Origin of the sequence: Brevundimonas pondensis, from assembly GCF_017487345.1 — a bacterium.
GTDB lineage: Bacteria > Pseudomonadota > Alphaproteobacteria > Caulobacterales > Caulobacteraceae > Brevundimonas > Brevundimonas pondensis.
Genome location: NZ_CP062006.1, coordinates 2,795,675 through 2,812,154 on the forward strand (window position 1 = coordinate 2,795,675; position 16,480 = coordinate 2,812,154).

Below are 16,480 nucleotides of genomic sequence, written 5' to 3' on the forward strand. Positions count from 1 at the left end.
GGGCGGTAAGGGAGGCGCATGATCGTCCGCTCCCGTCCCGGCCCGCTGGAAATCCTGTTCGCCCTGAACGGGTCGATCCTGCCGCGCATCGTCGGACGGCTGGCCCTGACCGTGGTCATCACGGTGGCGGCGGTCATGCTGCACCGCGCGCGGCCCGACCTGCCGGTGCATCTGGCCGCCGCGCCCTTCGCCCTGATCGGGCTGGCGCTGTCCATCTTCATGAGCTTCCGCAACAACGCCTGCTACGACCGCTGGTGGGAGGCGCGAAAGCTGTGGGGCGAGCTGATCATCGCCGTCCGATCCTTCATCCGCCAGACCGTCCTGCTGCCCGAGGACCGCCGCACGCCCATGCTGAACGGGGTCGGCGGCTTCGTCTTCGGTCTGGCCGCCCGGCTGCGCGACCGCGACGAGGCAGGCGAGATCGCCCGCTGGACGCCGGTCGAGCCCGCGCCCCACGCCACCGACGCCGCCCTGACTTCGGTGGGCCGCCAGTGCGCCGAACTGCTGCGCGACGGCCTGATCGACCCGATCCGCTATTCGGTGCTGGAGTTGCGGCTGACCGAGATGAGCCACGTTCTGGCCGGCTGCGAGCGGATCAAGACCACGCCCCTGCCCTTCGCCTATGCGCTCCTGCTGCACCGCACGGCCCATGCCTTCTGCCTGATGCTGCCCTTCGCCCTGGCGCCCGCGCTCGGCTGGTGGACGATGGGGGTGTCCCTGCTGGTCGCCTACACCTTCTTCGGTCTGGATGCGCTCGGCGACGAACTGGAAGACCCCTTCGGCGACGATCCCAACGACCTGCCGCTGGACGCCATGAGCCGGATGCTGGAACGCGAACTGCGCCACGCTCAGGGCCAGACTGACCTGCCCCCCGTCTGGCCCGTCCATCGCGACCGCCTGAGCTGACGCGGCTCAAGGCGTGACGCGCGCCCGCGCGCCCGCTAAGTCCCTGACATGATCCGTTTGCACGTTCAGGGCGACCTCGCCCCCGGCCTCGCCGTCGCCCCGACCCTCGACCAGTCGCGCTATCTGACCCAGGTCATGCGGCTGAAGGCGGGCGACGACCTGCTGGTCTTCAACGGCCGTCATGGCGAGTGGCGCGCCAGCGTCGCCGAGGTGCTGAAGAAGGGCGTCGTCCTGCGCGCCGAGGAACAGGTGCGCGAACAGACTCACGGCCCCGATCTGGAGCTGATCGTCGCCGTGGTGAAGAAGGCGCGGATCGAAACCATCGTCGAGAAGGCCACCGAGTTGGGCGCCGCTCGCGTGCGGCTGGTCCTGACCCATCGCACCAACGCCGACCGGCTGCGGCTGGACCGGCTGGACGCCATCGCCGAAGAAGCCGCCGAGCAGACCGGGCGTCTGGACGTGCCTCTGGTCGATGATCCGGTCAAGCTGGACGCCCTGTTGGACGGCTGGGACGCCTCACGCCGCCTGATGTTCTGCGACGAGACGGGCGGCGCGCCCGCCGTGTCGGCCCTGACCGCTGCGGGCGGAGAAAAATGGGCCATCCTGATCGGCCCAGAAGGCGGTTTCTCGCCCGAGGAAGGCGAGCGTCTGCGCGCCCTGCCCTTCACCACCGCCGTCTCTCTGGGCCCGCGCATCCTGCGCGCCGACACCGCCGCCATCGCCGCCCTGACCCTGTGGCAAGCCGCCATCGGCGACTGGGAACGATAGAAGTTTGAAGCTCCCCTCTTGAGCGGAGCCGTTTCGTCGCCCATCTAGCCGCGACAGCAGGGGTTACAGATGACCGACACGGCGCCGCTTTCCAGAGAGCAACTGATCCACGCCATGTCGAAGGGCGAGAAGCCCAAGGACCAGTGGCGCATCGGCGCCGAGCACGAGAAGTTCGGCTTCGACAAGTCCACCCTGCGCCGCCCCGCCTATGAGGGCGAGAACGGCATCCTGGCCATGCTGACCGGCTTGCAACGCTTTGGCTGGTCTCCGGTGGAGGAAGCCGGCCATGTCATCGCCCTGGAGCGCAAGAACGCCGAGGGCTTCACCGCCTCGATCAGTCTGGAGCCGGGCGGTCAGTTCGAGCTGTCGGGCGCGCCTCTGCAGACCATCCACGACATCTGTTCGGAGACCGGCCAGCACCTGATGGAGGTCAAGCAGGTCGCCGATCATCTGAACCTCGGCTTCCTCGGCGCCGGTTTCGACCCCCTGTGGCGGCGCGAGGACGTGCCGGTCATGCCCAAGGGCCGCTACGGCATCATGCGCGCCTACATGCCCAAGAAGGGCTCGCTGGGCCTCGACATGATGCTGCGCACCTGCACCATCCAGGCCAATCTCGACTTCGATTCCGAAGCCGACATGATCATGAAGTTCCGCACCTCGCTGGCGCTTCAGCCCATCGCCACCGCCCTGTTCGCCTGTTCGCCCTTCATCGAGGGCAAGCCGACCGGCTTCCTGTCGGCGCGGGCGAATGTCTGGACCGACACCGACCCCGACCGCACCGGCATGCTGGACTTCGTCTTCGCCGACGGCTTCGGCTACGAGCGCTACGCTGACTACGCCCTGGATACGCCGATGTATTTCGCCAAGCGCGGCGAGACCTATGTCGACCTGTCGGGTCAGTCGTTCCGCAAGTTCATGACCGAGGGTCTGGACGCCCTGCCGGGCGAGCGCGCGACGGAAAAGGACTGGGCCGACCACCTGACCACCCTCTTCCCCGAAGTCCGCCTGAAACAGTATCTGGAGATGCGCGGCGCCGACGGCGGTCCGTGGAGCCGGATCTGCGCCCTGCCCGCCCTGTGGGCCGGCATCCTCTACGACACGCCGTCGCTCGCAGCGGCCTGGGACCTGTGCAAGGACTGGGACATCGCCGACCATGAGCGCCTGCGCCGCGACGTCACCCGTCTGGGCCTCAAGGCCGAGGTGGCGGGCCGCAGTGTCCGCGACATCGCCGTCGATCTGGTCGAGATCGCCAAGCACGGCCTGAAGAACCGCGCCCGATTCAGCGGCGGCATGGTCGATGAGCGCGGCTATCTTTCGGAACTGGAAGACATCGCCGACAGCGGCGTGACCCCCGCCGACCGCCTGCTGGAGCTGTATCACGGCGAATGGCAGGGCGACGTCAGCCGCATCTACCGCGACTTCGCCTACTAGTTTTTCGCAAGCCGCCGCTGCGGGGCGGCGGACGAAAAGGCGGCCTTAACCGTCGTGGTTTAGGCATGGCGTCCAGTTCTCAAGGATTCCCCATGACCACCGCCGCGGTCGCCGCCGCATCCTCGACCGGACAGCCGTCGTCGACACGCGACACGGCAGCCGATCTGGCGACCTTCTTCGACGTGTCGCTGGACCTGCTGGTCATCCGCGATCTGGAGGGGATCATCGTGCGGGTCAGCGCCTCCTGGGCCGCGACCCTGGGCTATCAGCCCGACGACCTGATCGGCCTGGCCATCCTGACCTTGGTGCATCCCGACGATCTGCCCGCCACGCGCGACAGCGTGACCGAGGTCGAGACGCGCCGCCCCGACGCCCCGGTCAAGGGCCACGTCAACCGCTATCGCCACCGCGACGGCCACTACGTCACCCTGGAATGGCGGGCGCAGAAGTTCGGCGACCGCATCTATGCCGTGGCCCGCGACGTCACCGCCAAGATCGCCGCCGAACAGGCCCTGATCGACGCCACCGCCGCCGCCGAAACCGCCAACCGCGCCAAGTCCGACTTCCTCGCCAATATGAGCCACGAAATCCGCACTCCTCTGAACGGCGTCATCGGCATCGTCGACGCCCTGTCGCGCACGCCGCTTTCGTCCGACCAAGCCGAGATGGTGGGGCTGATCGCCACCTCGGGCGTGACGCTGGAACGGCTGGTCTCGGACATGCTGGATGTGTCGCGCATCGAGGCGGGCAAGCTGGAGCTGGAGCTGCGCCCCTTCGATCTGGACGAGGCCTTGGCTGCGACGCTGGAAACCCTGCGGATGCGGGCCGAGGACAAGGGCTTGGCCTTCCACGTCGAGCGCCCGGCCCCTGTGCGCGGGGTCTTCGTCGGCGACAGCGTCCGCATCGGCCAGATCCTGGGCAACCTCCTATCCAACGCCGTCAAGTTCACCACCGAGGGCTCGGTCTGCGTCCGCTTCGCCCTGAGCGAGGACGACGGCGCCCCGACCCTGCTGTCGTTCGAGGTCGAGGACACCGGCGTCGGCTTTGACGCCGACCACGCCGCCCAGTTGTTCCAGCGCTTCAGCCAGGCCGACAGCAGCATCACCCGTCGTTTCGGCGGCACGGGACTGGGCCTGTCCATCTGCCGCTCCCTGACCGAGATGATGGGCGGGCGCATCACCGGTGCCTCGACGCCCGGCGTGGGCAGCCGCTTCCGCGTCGAGCTGCCCCTGCCCCGCGCCCAGAGCCTGAAGGACTATGACGCCCGTGACGTGGCCGCCCTGGCCGCCGGACCACAGCCGTCACGCCCGCTGCGCGTGCTGCTGGCCGAGGACCACCCGGTCAACCAGCGCGTGGTCCAGTTGATCCTGGCCGACCACGTCGCCGAACTGGTCACGGTCGATGACGGGGCTCAGGCCGTCGCCGCCTTCGAGGCCCAGTCTTTCGACGTGGTGCTGATGGACATGCAGATGCCGCGCATGGACGGCCTGACGGCGACCCGCGCCATCCGCGCGCTGGAGGCCGCCCGGCCAAATGCGGCGCGCACGCCGATCCTGATGCTGAGCGCCAACGCCATGGCCGAGCACCGCGACGCCGCGCGCGCCGCCGGCGCCGACCTGCATCTGGCCAAGCCGGTCACCGCCCGAGAACTGCTGACCACCCTGGCGATGCTGACGCCCAGCTAGGCCGACCTAGCTGAACCAGCCCGTCACCATGACCCGCAACGGATTGCTGGGGTCGGACAGCAGCCGCGCCGTGATGGCCAGCGAGATGACCACCAGCAGGGGCCGGATCAGGCGCGGGCCGAAACGCATGGCCGCGTGCGAGCCCAGCCGCCCGCCGACGAACTGGCCCATGGCCATGATGCCCGCCAGCGTCCAGACCACATGGCCCCCGACCGCCAGCACCACGATGCCGACGACATTGCTCATCAGGTTCAGCGCCTTGGTGTGGGCCGTGGCCCGCGTCAGCCCCATGCCCAGCAGCATGACCAGGCTGAGGGCGAAAAAGGAGCCGGTGCCGGGGCCGAAGAAGCCGTCGTAAAAACCGATCCCGCCCGCCACGAAGGCATAGGCCAGGGGCGTCAGCCGGGCATGAGCGTCCTCGTCAGACGCCTTGGGGCCGAACAGGAAATAGAGGGCGATGCCGATCAGCAGCACCGGCAGCAGGATCATCAGCCAGCGCGCGTCGACCAGGGTCACGGCGAAGGCCCCCAGCCCCGCCCCCACGCCGACCAGGGCCAGAGGCCAGCGGATCAGGCGGAAATCCACCCGCCCCTTGCGCCAGAAGTTCCACAGGGCGCTGGCCGTGCCGACGCTGCCCTGCACCTTGTTGGTGGCGATGGCCGCGACCGGGTTCAGCCCCACCGACAGCAGGGCCGGCAGCGAGATCAGCCCCCCGCCCCCCGCGATGGCGTCAATGAACCCGGCGATGACCGCCGCCAGCCCCAGCAGGCCGATGATTTCAGGCGTCAGATCCAACACGCGCGCGATACTCCTGCAACGGCCGCGCTATAGACCCGACGACCAGAAACCGCCACCGCCGCCCAACTAGGAACCCGGGGCGATCACCTGTAAATTCGCCTTCCAACAGGAAGGGGAATGCATCGCATGAACGCTTTCGAGTTCTTCTTCAGCTTCTACGGGCTTGTCCTGGGCCTGTCAGTGGCGGCGATCGCCACTGGCGCAGCACGCGCCTTCAAGCATCGAAAGACCGTTGCGATCGGCTGGAAGACGCCCATGCTGGCTGTTTTCGCCGCTTTGGACATCACCACCTTCTGGGACGCGGCCTGGACCAATTTCAGCGGCGCTCCTTACAGCTATGGCCTGTTGGTCGCTGGTCTGGTGGTGGCGGCGGTCTATTTCATCGCCGCCAATCTGATCTTCCCCGAGGAAGGGGACGCGGTCCAGAATCTGGACGCGCATTTCTGGACCAACAAACGCGCCGTCCTGTTGCTATTGATGCTCGCCAATCTGTTCATGGGGATCGCGACCATCGTGTTCGACACGCCCAAAGGCGGCCTGGCGCTGACTTTGGCCGCCTATGCCACCATCCTTGTCTACCCCATCCTCGTCCTGCCAGCCGCATTGACGCGCCGGGCCTGGCTATTCGCCCTGACCATGGGACTGCACATCGCCCTCTATCTCTGTCTGGCAGGACTCAGCCTGATGCACCCCGAACTAACCCCGGCGACGGCTGCAGGCGCAGCCTGAACGCCTGGCTGCCGATGAGGCCGTGACGGGCAGACCTTCCCGCCTTAAGCTGCGCTATACACGGAGCGGTGGGGCCGTATGAGCGCGTTCGAATTCTTCTTCAGCTTCTATGGCCTGGTGCTGGGTCTGTCGGTGACGGTGATCGCCACCGGCATTGCGCGCGCCTTCAAGCACCGCAAGACTGTAAAGATCGGCTGGAAGACGCCCATGCTGGCGGCCTTCGTCGCCCTGGACATCGCCACCTTCTGGGACGCGGCCTGGATGAATTTCAGCACCGCCCCTTACAGCTATGGCCTGCTCATCGCCGGGCTGATGGTGGCCACCATCTACTTTGTCGCCACCAGCCTGATCTTCCCCGAGCCCGACGATGAAGTGCAGGATCTGGACGCCCACTTCTGGGCCAACAAGCGCGCCGTCATGCTGCTGCTGGTGCTGGCCAACCTGCTGATGATGAGCGGGTCAATCTGGATGAGCCTGCCCAAGAACGAAGGCCTGCAGATCGCCGTCACCTATGCTTTCAACATGAGCATCTATCTGGTCCTCGTCATCCCGGCGGCCCTGACGCGCCGCGCCTGGCTATTCGCGTTCACCATGGGTCTGCATATCGCCCTCTATCTGGTCCTCGCCGTCGTCAGCGTCGTCACCCCCGCCGCCATGATGGCGGCTTCGATCGGCCCGACCTGAGCGCCTCCATAGTTGCCCGTCGCCCCGTCTCGGGTGCATGAAGAACTGCGCACCCAGAAAGGCTCGGCCATGACAGGTTCCATCCACATCGGCGTCGGCGGCTGGACCTTCGAGCCGTGGCGCGGCGTCTTCTATCCCGAGGGTCTGACGCAGAAGCGCGAGCTGGAGTTCGCCAGCCGGGCCCTGACCTCGATCGAGATCAACGGCACCTATTATTCGACCTTCAAGCCCGACAGCTGGATGAAGTGGCGAGACGAAACGCCCGACGACTTCGTCTTTGCGGTCAAGGCCAGTCGCTACTGCACCAACCGCAAGATCCTGTCGGAAGGCGGCGAGAGCTTCGACCGCTTTCTGTCGCAGGGGCTGACGCTGCTGGGCGACAAGCTGGGGCCGATCAACTGGCAGTTCATGGGGACCAAGAAGTTCGACGCCGGGGACTTCGAGGGCTTCCTGAAGCTGCTGCCGCGGGAAAAGGACGGGGTGCGCCTGCGTCACGCGCTGGAGGTCCGCAACCCTACCTTCGCCTGCCAGGAATTCCATGACCTGGCGGCCAAATACGGCGCGGCCATTGTCTACGCCGTCGATGACGAGGAGCCGACCTGGCCGCAGATCGACGAGGCCACCGCCGACTTCAGCTATGCCCGCCTGATGTCCAGCCGCGAAGACGAGCCAACCGGCATGACCTCGGACGAACTGGACGCCGTGGCGAGGCAAACCCGCGCATGGGCCGAGCGCGGCGATGTCTTCGCCTACTTCATTTCAGGGGCCAAGGTGCGCAACCCGGCGGCGGCCCAGGCGCTGATCGCGAAGCTGAAGTAACGTCGCCAGGGGTACAGCCGTCACGCGGCGGCGGTTTCCGACGGTTCACGGCGGATCAGAACTCCGTGTTGTTCAAGGCCCTTGTGACCGGCTGCGGGGTTCCGCCGCGTCATCAGAGCCCCGGCCCCGCACCCAGGCATGGCGGCCCAGGCGCGCATGGAGAGGCCGGACATTCGTTATCGCTTCGTCATCGACGTGGGCCAGATTGATCAGGCCGCATGGCGGCGTCTTCTCCGGCAACGCTTGCCAAGCTAAAGCGTAGTCCTGAGGGTGGGGCGTCGTCGATGACGGCGCCTCAAATCAAGGGACAGGGAAACGCATCATGGCGCGAGTGGCGTTGGTTACGGGTGGCACGCGTGGGATCGGCAAGGCGATCGTCCAGCGATTGAGAGAAGACGGCATGGCCGTCGCCGCCGGCTATTCCGGCAATGACGAAGCGGCGGCCGTGACGGCGCGCGAATTAGGCGTCATGGTGGTCAAGGGCAATGTCGGCTCGTTCGAGGACTGCGAACGCGCGGTGAAAGCCGTCGAGGCCGAACTGGGTCCCATCGATATCCTGATCAACAACGCCGGCATCACCCGCGACGGCTTCTTCCACAAGATGAGCGCCGACCAATGGTCGGACGTGATCCGCGTCAACATGGACAGCGTCTTCAACATGACGCGTCAGGTCATCAACGGCATGCGCGACCGGGGCTTCGGCCGCATCGTCAACATCTCCTCGATCAACGGCCAGAAGGGCCAGATCGGCCAGACCAACTATTCCGCCGCCAAGGCCGGGATGATCGGCTTCACCAAGGCGCTGGCGCTGGAGAACGCGCGCAAGGGCGTGACCGTCAACTGCATCGCGCCGGGCTACATCGACACCGAAATGGTCGGCGCCATGGACCAGAAGGTGCTGGACGCCATCGTGGCCCAGATTCCGGTCGGGCGCCTGGGCAAGGGCGAGGAGATCGCCGACATGGTGTCCTGGCTGGCGGGGGAGCGTGCCGGATATGTCACAGGCTGCACCCTGTCGCTGAACGGCGGCCAGTACCTGGTTGGCTGAACCCGCTTTGCCTAAAATCCGCCGTTCGGGCGTTCCACGACTTGCGTCATGATGACGACGGTCGAGGTTGAGGCGGAGAATCCGCCGCGCTTCGCCGCCCCGGCCCTGCGGGCCGGGACGGTCGCGGGCGTGCGCCTTGACCTTGCCGCCGTGCTGCTGGCCGCCGCGTGCCTGTCAGCCAGCCCCGCGACGGCGCAACTGCGCTCCAACGCCCAGGCGGAGCAGAGCCGCGCCATCCGCGACCAGTCGGTCACCCGCACCGTGCCGCCGCCCGCTCGATATGTCTCCGAAGCGGGCCAGGGCTTCGTGCTGGATCGAGCAGGGTCCCTGACCTTGCTGCGCTTCGATCGCTCGACCGAGACATGGGCCTTGCGCCCTTCGTCGGCGCCGCGTGGGGACACCATCTACCGCAACGATGCGGGCGAGCAGGTCCTGCGCGTCACGCCCAGCGGCGGCATCACCGTCTACACCACGCGCAATCCCGGCGGTTCGCCCGTTTCGGTGGCCGGCCCCGCCGTCAGCCTGGCGCCGACCAATCTCGGCCCGGTGCAGATGTTCAATCTGATGACCCGCCGCAGCGGCCTGGTCAGCGACGCCATGGGTCGCCTGGTCCGGATCAACGTCTTCGGCGAGGAATCAGAGGCCCTGTGCATCGAGGCCCTGATCGTCACCACCGACGCCGTGGTCCGCATCGCCCGCTCGCCCAGCGCCCGTCCCTTCCTGGATCGCCTGCGCAGCATCACCATTGTCGAAGGATCGCGTTCGTCCGTCAGCTACTCGGGCGGCGACCTGCGCGTCGTGGTCGATCCCAAACGCGGCATCGCCGGCCGCCCCTCCTCGGCCCGCGTCATCCGCGCGGTGATCCCGCAGGACTGACGGCCGGAAACGGACCGGGCGAGCGTCCGCAATTGCCCGGCCGTGGACATTCCCGCGTCGCGCGACCAAGCTCCGGCTTCCTCAACGGCGAAGACTTCAATGGCCAACGATTTTCCTCACGGCGTCGTCCATGAAGCGGGCGCGGATCTTCAGGCGGCCTTGCGGGCGGATCCTGCGATCTTCGACCTGTGGAAGGCCCTGACGCCGCTGGGACGCAACGAGTTCATCTGCTGGGTCGAGGACGCCAAGCAGGCCCAGACGCGTCAGCGCCGCATTGAACGCACCGTCGAGGAACTGCTGGAGGGCAAGAAACGCCCCTGCTGCTGGGTCGGCTGCATCCACCGCACCGACAAGGCGCCTAGCCCCTGGCAACAGGCCGTCCTGATCGACGGCAAGGCGAAGGACCGCTGATCCCCCCTGGCACGGCCACGATCTACCGCCTCAAATTCATATAACGTGGTTGCATGAACTTGCGGAAATATGCTCTTCTCGAAAGTCCTGACAAATAGAGAGGAGCATTTTTGATGACTTCACGTCGCGCTTCAGTAAGAAAATTGTCGTTGATGGCGTTCATCTTCGCAGTAACGAACATAGTTTTCGTCCCAACAGCTTCAGCGAACGGCTGCATGTTGGACAATGGATGTTTCTTTGTATCGTCCGATAATGGCGGCTACTGGGTCTGTTCCGACCCGGCGATCTATATGATGTGCGAAGAGCCGTGAGGCCCGCGGCCCCATCTACGATTCGATGGGGCCATACGCCCTTGATCTCGCCTGTCGCCCAAGGACACGCCTAGCCCCTGAACCCGTCCTTGGCGGCGCGGCGGGCGGCGAAGTCGGCGGCGTCAACAGCGCGCAGGAAGGGGTTGAAGCGGCGCTCAACGCCGACGCTGGTCGGCACTGTCGGCTGCCCCCGCTCGCGGGCGGCGAAGACGGCTTCGGCATGGGCCTGCATCTCTGGCCGATCGTCCACACTGAGGGCGAAGCGAGCATTGGACGCCGTGTATTCGTGAGCGCAGTAGAGGGTGGTGGTTTCCGGCCAGGCGGCGATGCGGCTGAGGCTGTCCCACATCTGCTCGGCCGTACCTTCGAACAGACGACCGCAGCCCAGGGCGAAGATGACGTCGCCGACAAAGGCCAGGTCGTCCCCGCTCGCGCGATAAACCAGATGGCCCAGGGTATGGCCGGGCGACAGCACCGCCTCGAACACGGTCTCGCCCAGGCGAACCACGTCGCCGTCGCCCACGACGCGATCCAGCGGCGCGGCGCGGCGGACTTCTTCGGGGCCGATGATTTCGCAGCCCGTCTCCGCCTTAAGCCGTTCGTTGCCGCCGGTGTGATCGGGATGCCAGTGGGTGTTAAGGATCAGGTCCAGCCGGCCCCAGCCCGAGGTCTCGATCTCGGCCAGGATGGCCTCGGCGTCCGGCGTGTCCACAGTGGCGACCAGGCCGGTCGCCTCGTCGCGGATCAGGAAGCCGTAGTTGTCGGACAGGCAGGCGAACTGGCGCACGGTCAGGGTCATACGGGCATTCTAGCAGGCAAGCGCGCGGCGCGCGCCCATCAACCGGCTGCGCCCAAAGCCAAAGCACTGGGTCCCCGCTTCCGCGGGGGGGATGAGCGGATTGGTTGGAGCGGAAGGGCCGACATTCATCGCGATTTCGGCCATAATGCCCTCATGCGGCGCAGCATCGACGATCTTCGCACCTTCTACGGCGAGCCGACCGGCGCGCTGGTGCGGCGCGTCCTGGCGCGACGGCTTGACGACGCCTGGGGCGAGGCTGAGGGCTGCGATGTCCTGGGCCTGGGCTACGTCACGCCCTGGCTGGACGGATTCGTCGGGGCGCGGCGCGTCATCGCCGCCATGCCGGGCGGACAGGGCGCCGAACAGTGGGCCACGGCCGGGCGCAACCGCACGCTGCTGGTCGATGAAAAACGCCTGCCCTTCTCCGCCGGCGCCTTTGACCGAATCCTGCTGGTCCATGCGCTGGAAGAGGCCGACGATCCGCGCGCCCTGCTGACCGAGGCGGTGCGGGCCCTGGCCCCCGCCGGCCGCATCATCCTGGCTACGGCGGCGCGCGGCGGGATGTGGGCGCGGGCCGAGACCACCCCCTTCGGCCACGGTCGTCCCTTCACGCGCGGCCAGTTGGAGCGGCTGGTCCGCGAGGTGGGACTGGAGCCCGCCGCCTGGTCGCAAGCCCTCTATGTGCCGCCGTGGCGGCCCCTGCTGCCCATGGCCGAAGGCGTCGAGCAGGTGGGCCGCTGGGTGTTTCCGGGGGCAGCGGGCCTGATCATGCTGGAGGCCACGCGGCAGTCCTACGCCCGCATCCGACCTCAGGGCCTGGCCCAGACGGTGCTGGCGGGACGGCCCGCCCTGACCCCCTCGCCCGCCTCGCGTGACCATGGGCCGCCCGCCCATGCTCTGGTCGGCGAGCGCAAACGGCCTTAAGGCGAGCCCCATGCAGCGACTGATCATCATGCGTCACGCCCAGGCCGAAAAGAGCGCGCCCGGCGGCGACGTCGACCGCCCCCTGTCCAAGCATGGACGCGCCGACGCCCTGGCCATGGGCCGCGCCCTGGCCGAGCGCGGCCTGCGCCCCGACACCGCCCTGGTGTCCGCAGCCCGGCGCACGCATCAGACCTGGGACGCGGTCAGCGAGGCCATGGGCGACGTCGAGGTGCATCTGTCGCCCACCCTCTACAACGCCTCAGCGGATGTGCTGCGCCGCGCGGTCGAGGCCGCCGAGGACACGGCGGGTTGCCTGCTGCTGATCGCGCATAATCCCGGCGTGCATCAGCTGGCGGTCGAATACCTGATCGAGAGCGCCGCATCGCCAGGCGTGCTGGACAAGATGAGCGGCGGCTTCCCCACCGGCGCGGCGGCCATCTTCACCGTCGACGTCGCGGGGCGCCCGTCCTACGAAGGCTGGCTGACGCCGCACGATCTGGAAAAATGACCGACGCCCTGCCGACCACGGCCTTCAAGATCCTGAGCCGCGCCGACTGGCGGGCAAGCCTGGCCGAAGGCGCCTATGACGGCTCGCCCGTCGATCACGCCGACGGCTACATCCACCTGTCCGCCGCCGACCAGTTGGCCGTGACCGCCGCCAAGCATTACGCGGGTCAGAGCGACCTGATGCTGATCGAGGTCGATCTGGATGCGCTGGGCGAAACCCTGGTCTGGGAGCCGTCACGTGGCGGCGCCCTGTTTCCCCATATCTACGGCCCCCTGCCCGTCGCGGCCACACGAGGCGCGCGCGCCCTGTCGGTGACGGACGGCGGCGACATGATCCTGAGCGAGCTTCCATGAGCCTGACTGACCTCGGCGCCGTCATCCTGCGCCAGATGGACCCCGAGACCGCGCACCGGCTGGCCATCCGCGCCCTGCAGATCGCGCCCCTGCCCGCGCCCGGCGCCGACGATCCGATCCTGAAGACCCGCATCGCGGGCCTTGAGATGTCCAACCCGGTCGGTCTGGCCGCGGGGCTCGACAAGAACGGCGAGGCGCTGGACGGCCTGTCGCGTCTGGGTTTCGGCGCCGTGGAATGCGGCTCGGTCACGCCGCGCGCCCAACCCGGCAACCCCAGGCCGCGCCTGTTCCGCCTGTCGGAAGACCGGGCGATCATCAATCGCATGGGCTTCAACAACGAGGGGCTGGAGCCCTTCGCCGCCCGACTGGCGCGCCGACCGAAACGCACCGCCATCGGCGCCAACCTGGGGGCCAACAAGGACACCGAGGACAAGGCGGCCGACTATGTCGCCGGCCTGAAGCGTCTGGCGGGCCTGGCCGACTATTTCACCATCAACATCTCCTCGCCCAATACGCCGGGCCTGCGCGCGCTTCAGGGCCGCGAGGCGCTGGACGACCTGCTGGGCCGCATCAACGAAGCCCGCCCTTCCGACGGCGCCCCGATCTTCCTGAAGATCGCGCCGGACCTGATCGGCGAAGAGATCGGCATGATCGTCGAGGCCTCGCTGGCCCACCACATCGACGCCCTGATCGTGTCCAACACCACCCTGGAGCGGCCCGCGTCGCTGAAGTCCGGCTTCGCGGGCGAGGCCGGAGGCCTGTCGGGCGCCCCGCTGAAGCCCTTCGCCCAGAAGGCGCTGGAAGCCGCCGCCGAGGCCGCCGCCGGGCGGCTGCCGCTGATCGCGGTGGGCGGCATCGAGAGCAGCGCCGACGCCTGGGCCCGCATCCGCGCGGGCGCCTCGGCGGTCCAGGTCTATTCGGCCCTGATCTATAACGGAGCGGGCCTTGTCAGCGCCATCAAGCGCGACCTGGCGGCCCGTCTGCGCGCCGATGGCTTCGCCACGCTTTCCGAGGCCGTCGGTTCGGGTCGTTGACGGAGCATTAGGGCAAGCGGCCGCATCATCGCTTCGATAGGCGAATTCGCCTGCTCGGAAGGTCGCATGACGCAAACCGCCGCTGACGCCCCCTCGCTCTGGGCGCCCGCCATCCGCCTGCGCCGCAAGGCGATGCTGCAACGCATCGTCATGGGCGCGGCGACCGCCCTGGTGTTCAGCCCCATTCTGGGCTGGCGCTTCAGCGCGACCTGGTTGGCGATCTACACCCTGATCCAGTTTCTGGAGGCGGAAGTCTTCGCCCCGGTCATCCATGGCAAGATCACCGAACCGAAAGGGTGGCGCGGCGTCTACGGGGATGTCGTGCTGATCCTCAACGCTGGTTTCTTCGGCCTGATGGCCGTGCCGCTGTGGATAGTCGGCGGGGCTATGGGGGGCGTAGCCGCCTCGGTTCTGCTGTCGGCCGGCATGATCAATTCCGTCATCATGTCCGCAGGCTCCATGCGGGTCTTCGCCTGCACGGCCCTGCCCCAGTTGGCGATCTTCGCCCTGACGCCTCTGTTCATGGCCCAGATGGGGGCCTCACCGTCGATCGTGACCGCAGTGTCGGTGGCCATCCTCTCCTATACGGTCTTCTGCCTGAACACGCGCCGCCACCTGTTCCGCGCCAACCGCGCCGAGACCGAGGCCCTGATCGAGGCCGATCGCAAGCGCGCCGAGGCCGAGGCCGCCATGGCCAGCCGCAGCGCCTTCCTGGCCGCCGTCGCTCATGACCTGCGCACCCCGATCAGCGCTATCCTGACCGGCGCCGACGAGCTGGATCGCGGCGCCAAGCCTGCCTCAGCCCGGCAACAGGTCGCCCTGATCACCGACGCCGGCCTGATGATGAAGGACCTGCTCGACGACCTGCTGGACCACGCGCGTTTGGACGCCGGCCGCATGAGCGTGGACAATCGCGACTTCGACCTGCGCCTTCTTCTGTCGCAGACCGCACGCCTGTGGGCCGGGCCGGTCCGCGCCAAGGGCCTGCGCCTGCGGATGGAGGGCGCGCGCACCCTGCCGCAAATGGTGCGGGGCGACGCCATGCGCCTGCGCCAGGTGCTGAACAATCTGATCTCCAACGCCATGAAGTTCACGGACCAGGGCGCGATCACCCTGCGCCTGCAGTCATGGCCGGACGAACACGGCGCCCACGTCCTGCTGATCAACATCGAGGATACCGGCCCCGGCATGACCTCGGAGCAGTTGCGACGCCTCTTCACCCCATTTGATCAGACGGCGGAGGGCGTGGCGGAACGTTACGGCGGCTCGGGCCTGGGCCTGGCCATCAGCCGCGACCTGGTCGAATTGATGGGCGGTCGCCTGACGGTGCGCAGCGCACCGGGTCAGGGCGCAAGCTTCACCCTGTCCCTGGTTCTGCCGCGCGGTGCGGCGATCGAGGCGCCGCCCGCCAGCCTAGCGCCCGAGGCCCGCATCACCATTACTCGCGCCCTGGTCCAGGCCGCGCCCCCGCCGCGCGCGCCGCTTCCCGAAGCCGCCCCCCAATCAGAGCCCGATGCCGTTTCCCAGGCCGAGATCGAGGCGACGCCCGCCGAACAGGACCCCGGCGGCGAAGCCGTCCTGCGCATCCTTGTGGTCGACGACCACGCCATCAACCGCCGCGCCATCCAGCTGATCCTTCAATCCATCGACTGCGAGATCGCCATGGCCGAGGACGGCCTGGCCGCGTTGGAGGCCTGCGCGAGGGCGCCGTTCGACGTCGTCTTCATGGATGTGCGGATGCCCGAACTGGACGGACGCGAAACCACCCGACGGCTCCGCGCCAGCGGCGGGATCAACGCCGCGGTCCCGGTCATCGCCGTCACCGCCGATACGGCGCCCGAAGACATCGCCGCCTGCACCGCCGCCGGCATGAACTACTTCGTGTCCAAGCCCTTGACCCCCGGCTCGCTGCTGGGCGCCCTGTCTCAGGTGCTGAATGAGGCCGCCGTGGCCGCCGAGAGCGCGGCGGCCTGATCGTCCCGGATCTCGGCCAGCATGGCCTCGGCGAAACCGGGGTCCCTCAGACGACACTCCCAGACCGTCAGCACCCGCCAGCCCGCGGCGGTCAACGTCGCCGCCACGCTGGCGTCACGCGCGCGGTTGCCTTCGATCTTGGCGAGCCAGTAGACGGCGTTGGCCTTGGGCTTTCGCGCGCCGCGCGGGCAGTGGTGTCCATGCCAGAAACAACCGTGGACGAAGACGACGACCTTGCGCCCCTTCATCACCACGTCGGGCCGTCCGGGCAGGCCGCAGCCGCCCAGACGGTAACCGATCCCGGCGGTGCGCAGCATCCGCCGGACCTTCATCTCGGGCGCCGTGTCGCGCCCCTTCACCCGGCGCATGACCGCGCTGCGTTTTTCCGGGGTGAAGACATCGGTCATGGATCAGACCATGAC

Annotated in this window: 18 protein-coding genes; 15 read left to right on the forward strand and 3 right to left on the reverse strand. The window is 67.8% G+C overall.

Annotated features, from left to right (window positions below; all coding sequences use genetic code 11):
* The first annotated feature begins 18 nt into the window (after positions 1-18).
* The 4 genes from IFE19_RS13975 to IFE19_RS13990 all read left to right on the forward strand — a co-directional run bounded on the left by IFE19_RS13975 (position 19) and on the right by IFE19_RS13990 (position 4,790).
* Positions 19-906 (forward strand): bestrophin family protein, encoded by an 888-nt coding sequence (locus IFE19_RS13975; RefSeq protein ID WP_207823266.1) that lies wholly within the window; start codon positions 19-21, stop codon positions 904-906.
* Positions 907-954: 48 nt separating this feature from the next.
* Positions 955-1,674, forward strand: coding sequence for a 16S rRNA (uracil(1498)-N(3))-methyltransferase (locus IFE19_RS13980; RefSeq protein WP_207823268.1), 720 nt, complete (start codon positions 955-957; stop codon positions 1,672-1,674).
* A gap of 69 nt (positions 1,675-1,743) precedes the next feature.
* Positions 1,744-3,105, forward strand: coding sequence for a glutamate--cysteine ligase (locus IFE19_RS13985; RefSeq protein ID WP_207823271.1), 1,362 nt, complete (start codon positions 1,744-1,746; stop codon positions 3,103-3,105).
* A gap of 92 nt (positions 3,106-3,197) precedes the next feature.
* A complete protein-coding gene (locus IFE19_RS13990) occupies positions 3,198-4,790 on the forward strand; it encodes an ATP-binding protein (RefSeq protein WP_225910294.1) in 1,593 nt (530 codons plus the stop codon).
* A 6-nt stretch (positions 4,791-4,796) separates the two neighbouring features.
* On the opposite strand, the gene IFE19_RS13995 is transcribed toward IFE19_RS13990, so the two are convergent.
* Complete coding sequence (locus tag IFE19_RS13995) at positions 4,797-5,588, reverse strand: TSUP family transporter (RefSeq protein ID WP_207823275.1); 792 nt, start codon at positions 5,586-5,588, stop codon at positions 4,797-4,799.
* Positions 5,589-5,714: 126 nt separating this feature from the next.
* Between IFE19_RS13995 and IFE19_RS14000 the strand changes: the two genes are divergently transcribed.
* The 6 genes from IFE19_RS14000 to IFE19_RS14025 all read left to right on the forward strand — a co-directional run bounded on the left by IFE19_RS14000 (position 5,715) and on the right by IFE19_RS14025 (position 10,155).
* Positions 5,715-6,317: a hypothetical protein gene (locus IFE19_RS14000; protein WP_207823277.1), complete on the forward strand. Its 603-nt coding sequence runs from the start codon at positions 5,715-5,717 to the stop codon at positions 6,315-6,317.
* Positions 6,318-6,395: 78 nt separating this feature from the next.
* Positions 6,396-7,001, forward strand: a complete 606-nt coding sequence (locus IFE19_RS14005) for a hypothetical protein (protein WP_207823279.1) — start codon at positions 6,396-6,398, stop codon at positions 6,999-7,001.
* Positions 7,002-7,070: 69 nt separating this feature from the next.
* Entirely contained in the window at positions 7,071-7,820 is a 750-nt protein-coding gene (locus IFE19_RS14010) for a DUF72 domain-containing protein (RefSeq protein ID WP_207823280.1), read from the forward strand.
* A gap of 322 nt (positions 7,821-8,142) precedes the next feature.
* Positions 8,143-8,868, forward strand: a complete 726-nt coding sequence (phbB, locus tag IFE19_RS14015) for an acetoacetyl-CoA reductase (RefSeq protein ID WP_207823282.1) — start codon at positions 8,143-8,145, stop codon at positions 8,866-8,868.
* A 48-nt stretch (positions 8,869-8,916) separates the two neighbouring features.
* Positions 8,917-9,744 carry a DUF4908 domain-containing protein gene (locus IFE19_RS14020; protein ID WP_207823284.1) on the forward strand — a complete coding sequence of 276 codons (828 nt, stop codon included), beginning with the start codon at positions 8,917-8,919 and terminating at the stop codon, positions 9,742-9,744.
* Between the two features lie 99 nt (positions 9,745-9,843).
* Positions 9,844-10,155, forward strand: coding sequence for a YdeI/OmpD-associated family protein (locus IFE19_RS14025; protein ID WP_207823286.1), 312 nt, complete (start codon positions 9,844-9,846; stop codon positions 10,153-10,155).
* Between the two features lie 381 nt (positions 10,156-10,536).
* Here IFE19_RS14025 and gloB read toward each other — a convergent pair whose 3' ends face one another.
* Positions 10,537-11,265, reverse strand: coding sequence for a hydroxyacylglutathione hydrolase (gene gloB, locus IFE19_RS14030; protein ID WP_207823288.1), 729 nt, complete (start codon positions 11,263-11,265; stop codon positions 10,537-10,539).
* Between the two features lie 153 nt (positions 11,266-11,418).
* On the opposite strand from gloB, the gene IFE19_RS14035 reads away from it, so the two are divergent.
* From IFE19_RS14035 to IFE19_RS14055, 5 genes are all read left to right on the forward strand, one after another.
* The gene (locus IFE19_RS14035) at positions 11,419-12,189 is read left to right on the forward strand and encodes a class I SAM-dependent methyltransferase (RefSeq protein ID WP_207823290.1); all 771 of its coding nucleotides are present in this window, start codon (positions 11,419-11,421) and stop codon (positions 12,187-12,189) included.
* Positions 12,190-12,199: 10 nt separating this feature from the next.
* A complete protein-coding gene (locus tag IFE19_RS14040; protein ID WP_207823292.1) occupies positions 12,200-12,697 on the forward strand; it encodes a SixA phosphatase family protein in 498 nt (165 codons plus the stop codon).
* A complete protein-coding gene (locus IFE19_RS14045; RefSeq protein ID WP_207823294.1) occupies positions 12,694-13,050 on the forward strand; it encodes a DUF952 domain-containing protein in 357 nt (118 codons plus the stop codon). The genes IFE19_RS14040 and IFE19_RS14045 overlap by 4 nt, the downstream gene beginning before the upstream one ends.
* A complete protein-coding gene (locus IFE19_RS14050) occupies positions 13,047-14,084 on the forward strand; it encodes a quinone-dependent dihydroorotate dehydrogenase (RefSeq protein WP_207823296.1) in 1,038 nt (345 codons plus the stop codon). The genes IFE19_RS14045 and IFE19_RS14050 overlap by 4 nt, the downstream gene beginning before the upstream one ends.
* Before the next feature lie 66 nt (positions 14,085-14,150).
* The gene (locus IFE19_RS14055) at positions 14,151-16,058 is read left to right on the forward strand and encodes an ATP-binding protein (protein WP_207823298.1); all 1,908 of its coding nucleotides are present in this window, start codon (positions 14,151-14,153) and stop codon (positions 16,056-16,058) included.
* Here IFE19_RS14055 and IFE19_RS14060 read toward each other — a convergent pair.
* Positions 16,010-16,465, reverse strand: coding sequence for a very short patch repair endonuclease (locus tag IFE19_RS14060; protein WP_207823300.1), 456 nt, complete (start codon positions 16,463-16,465; stop codon positions 16,010-16,012). The genes IFE19_RS14055 and IFE19_RS14060 overlap by 49 nt on opposite strands.
* Positions 16,466-16,480: the final 15 nt, after the last annotated feature.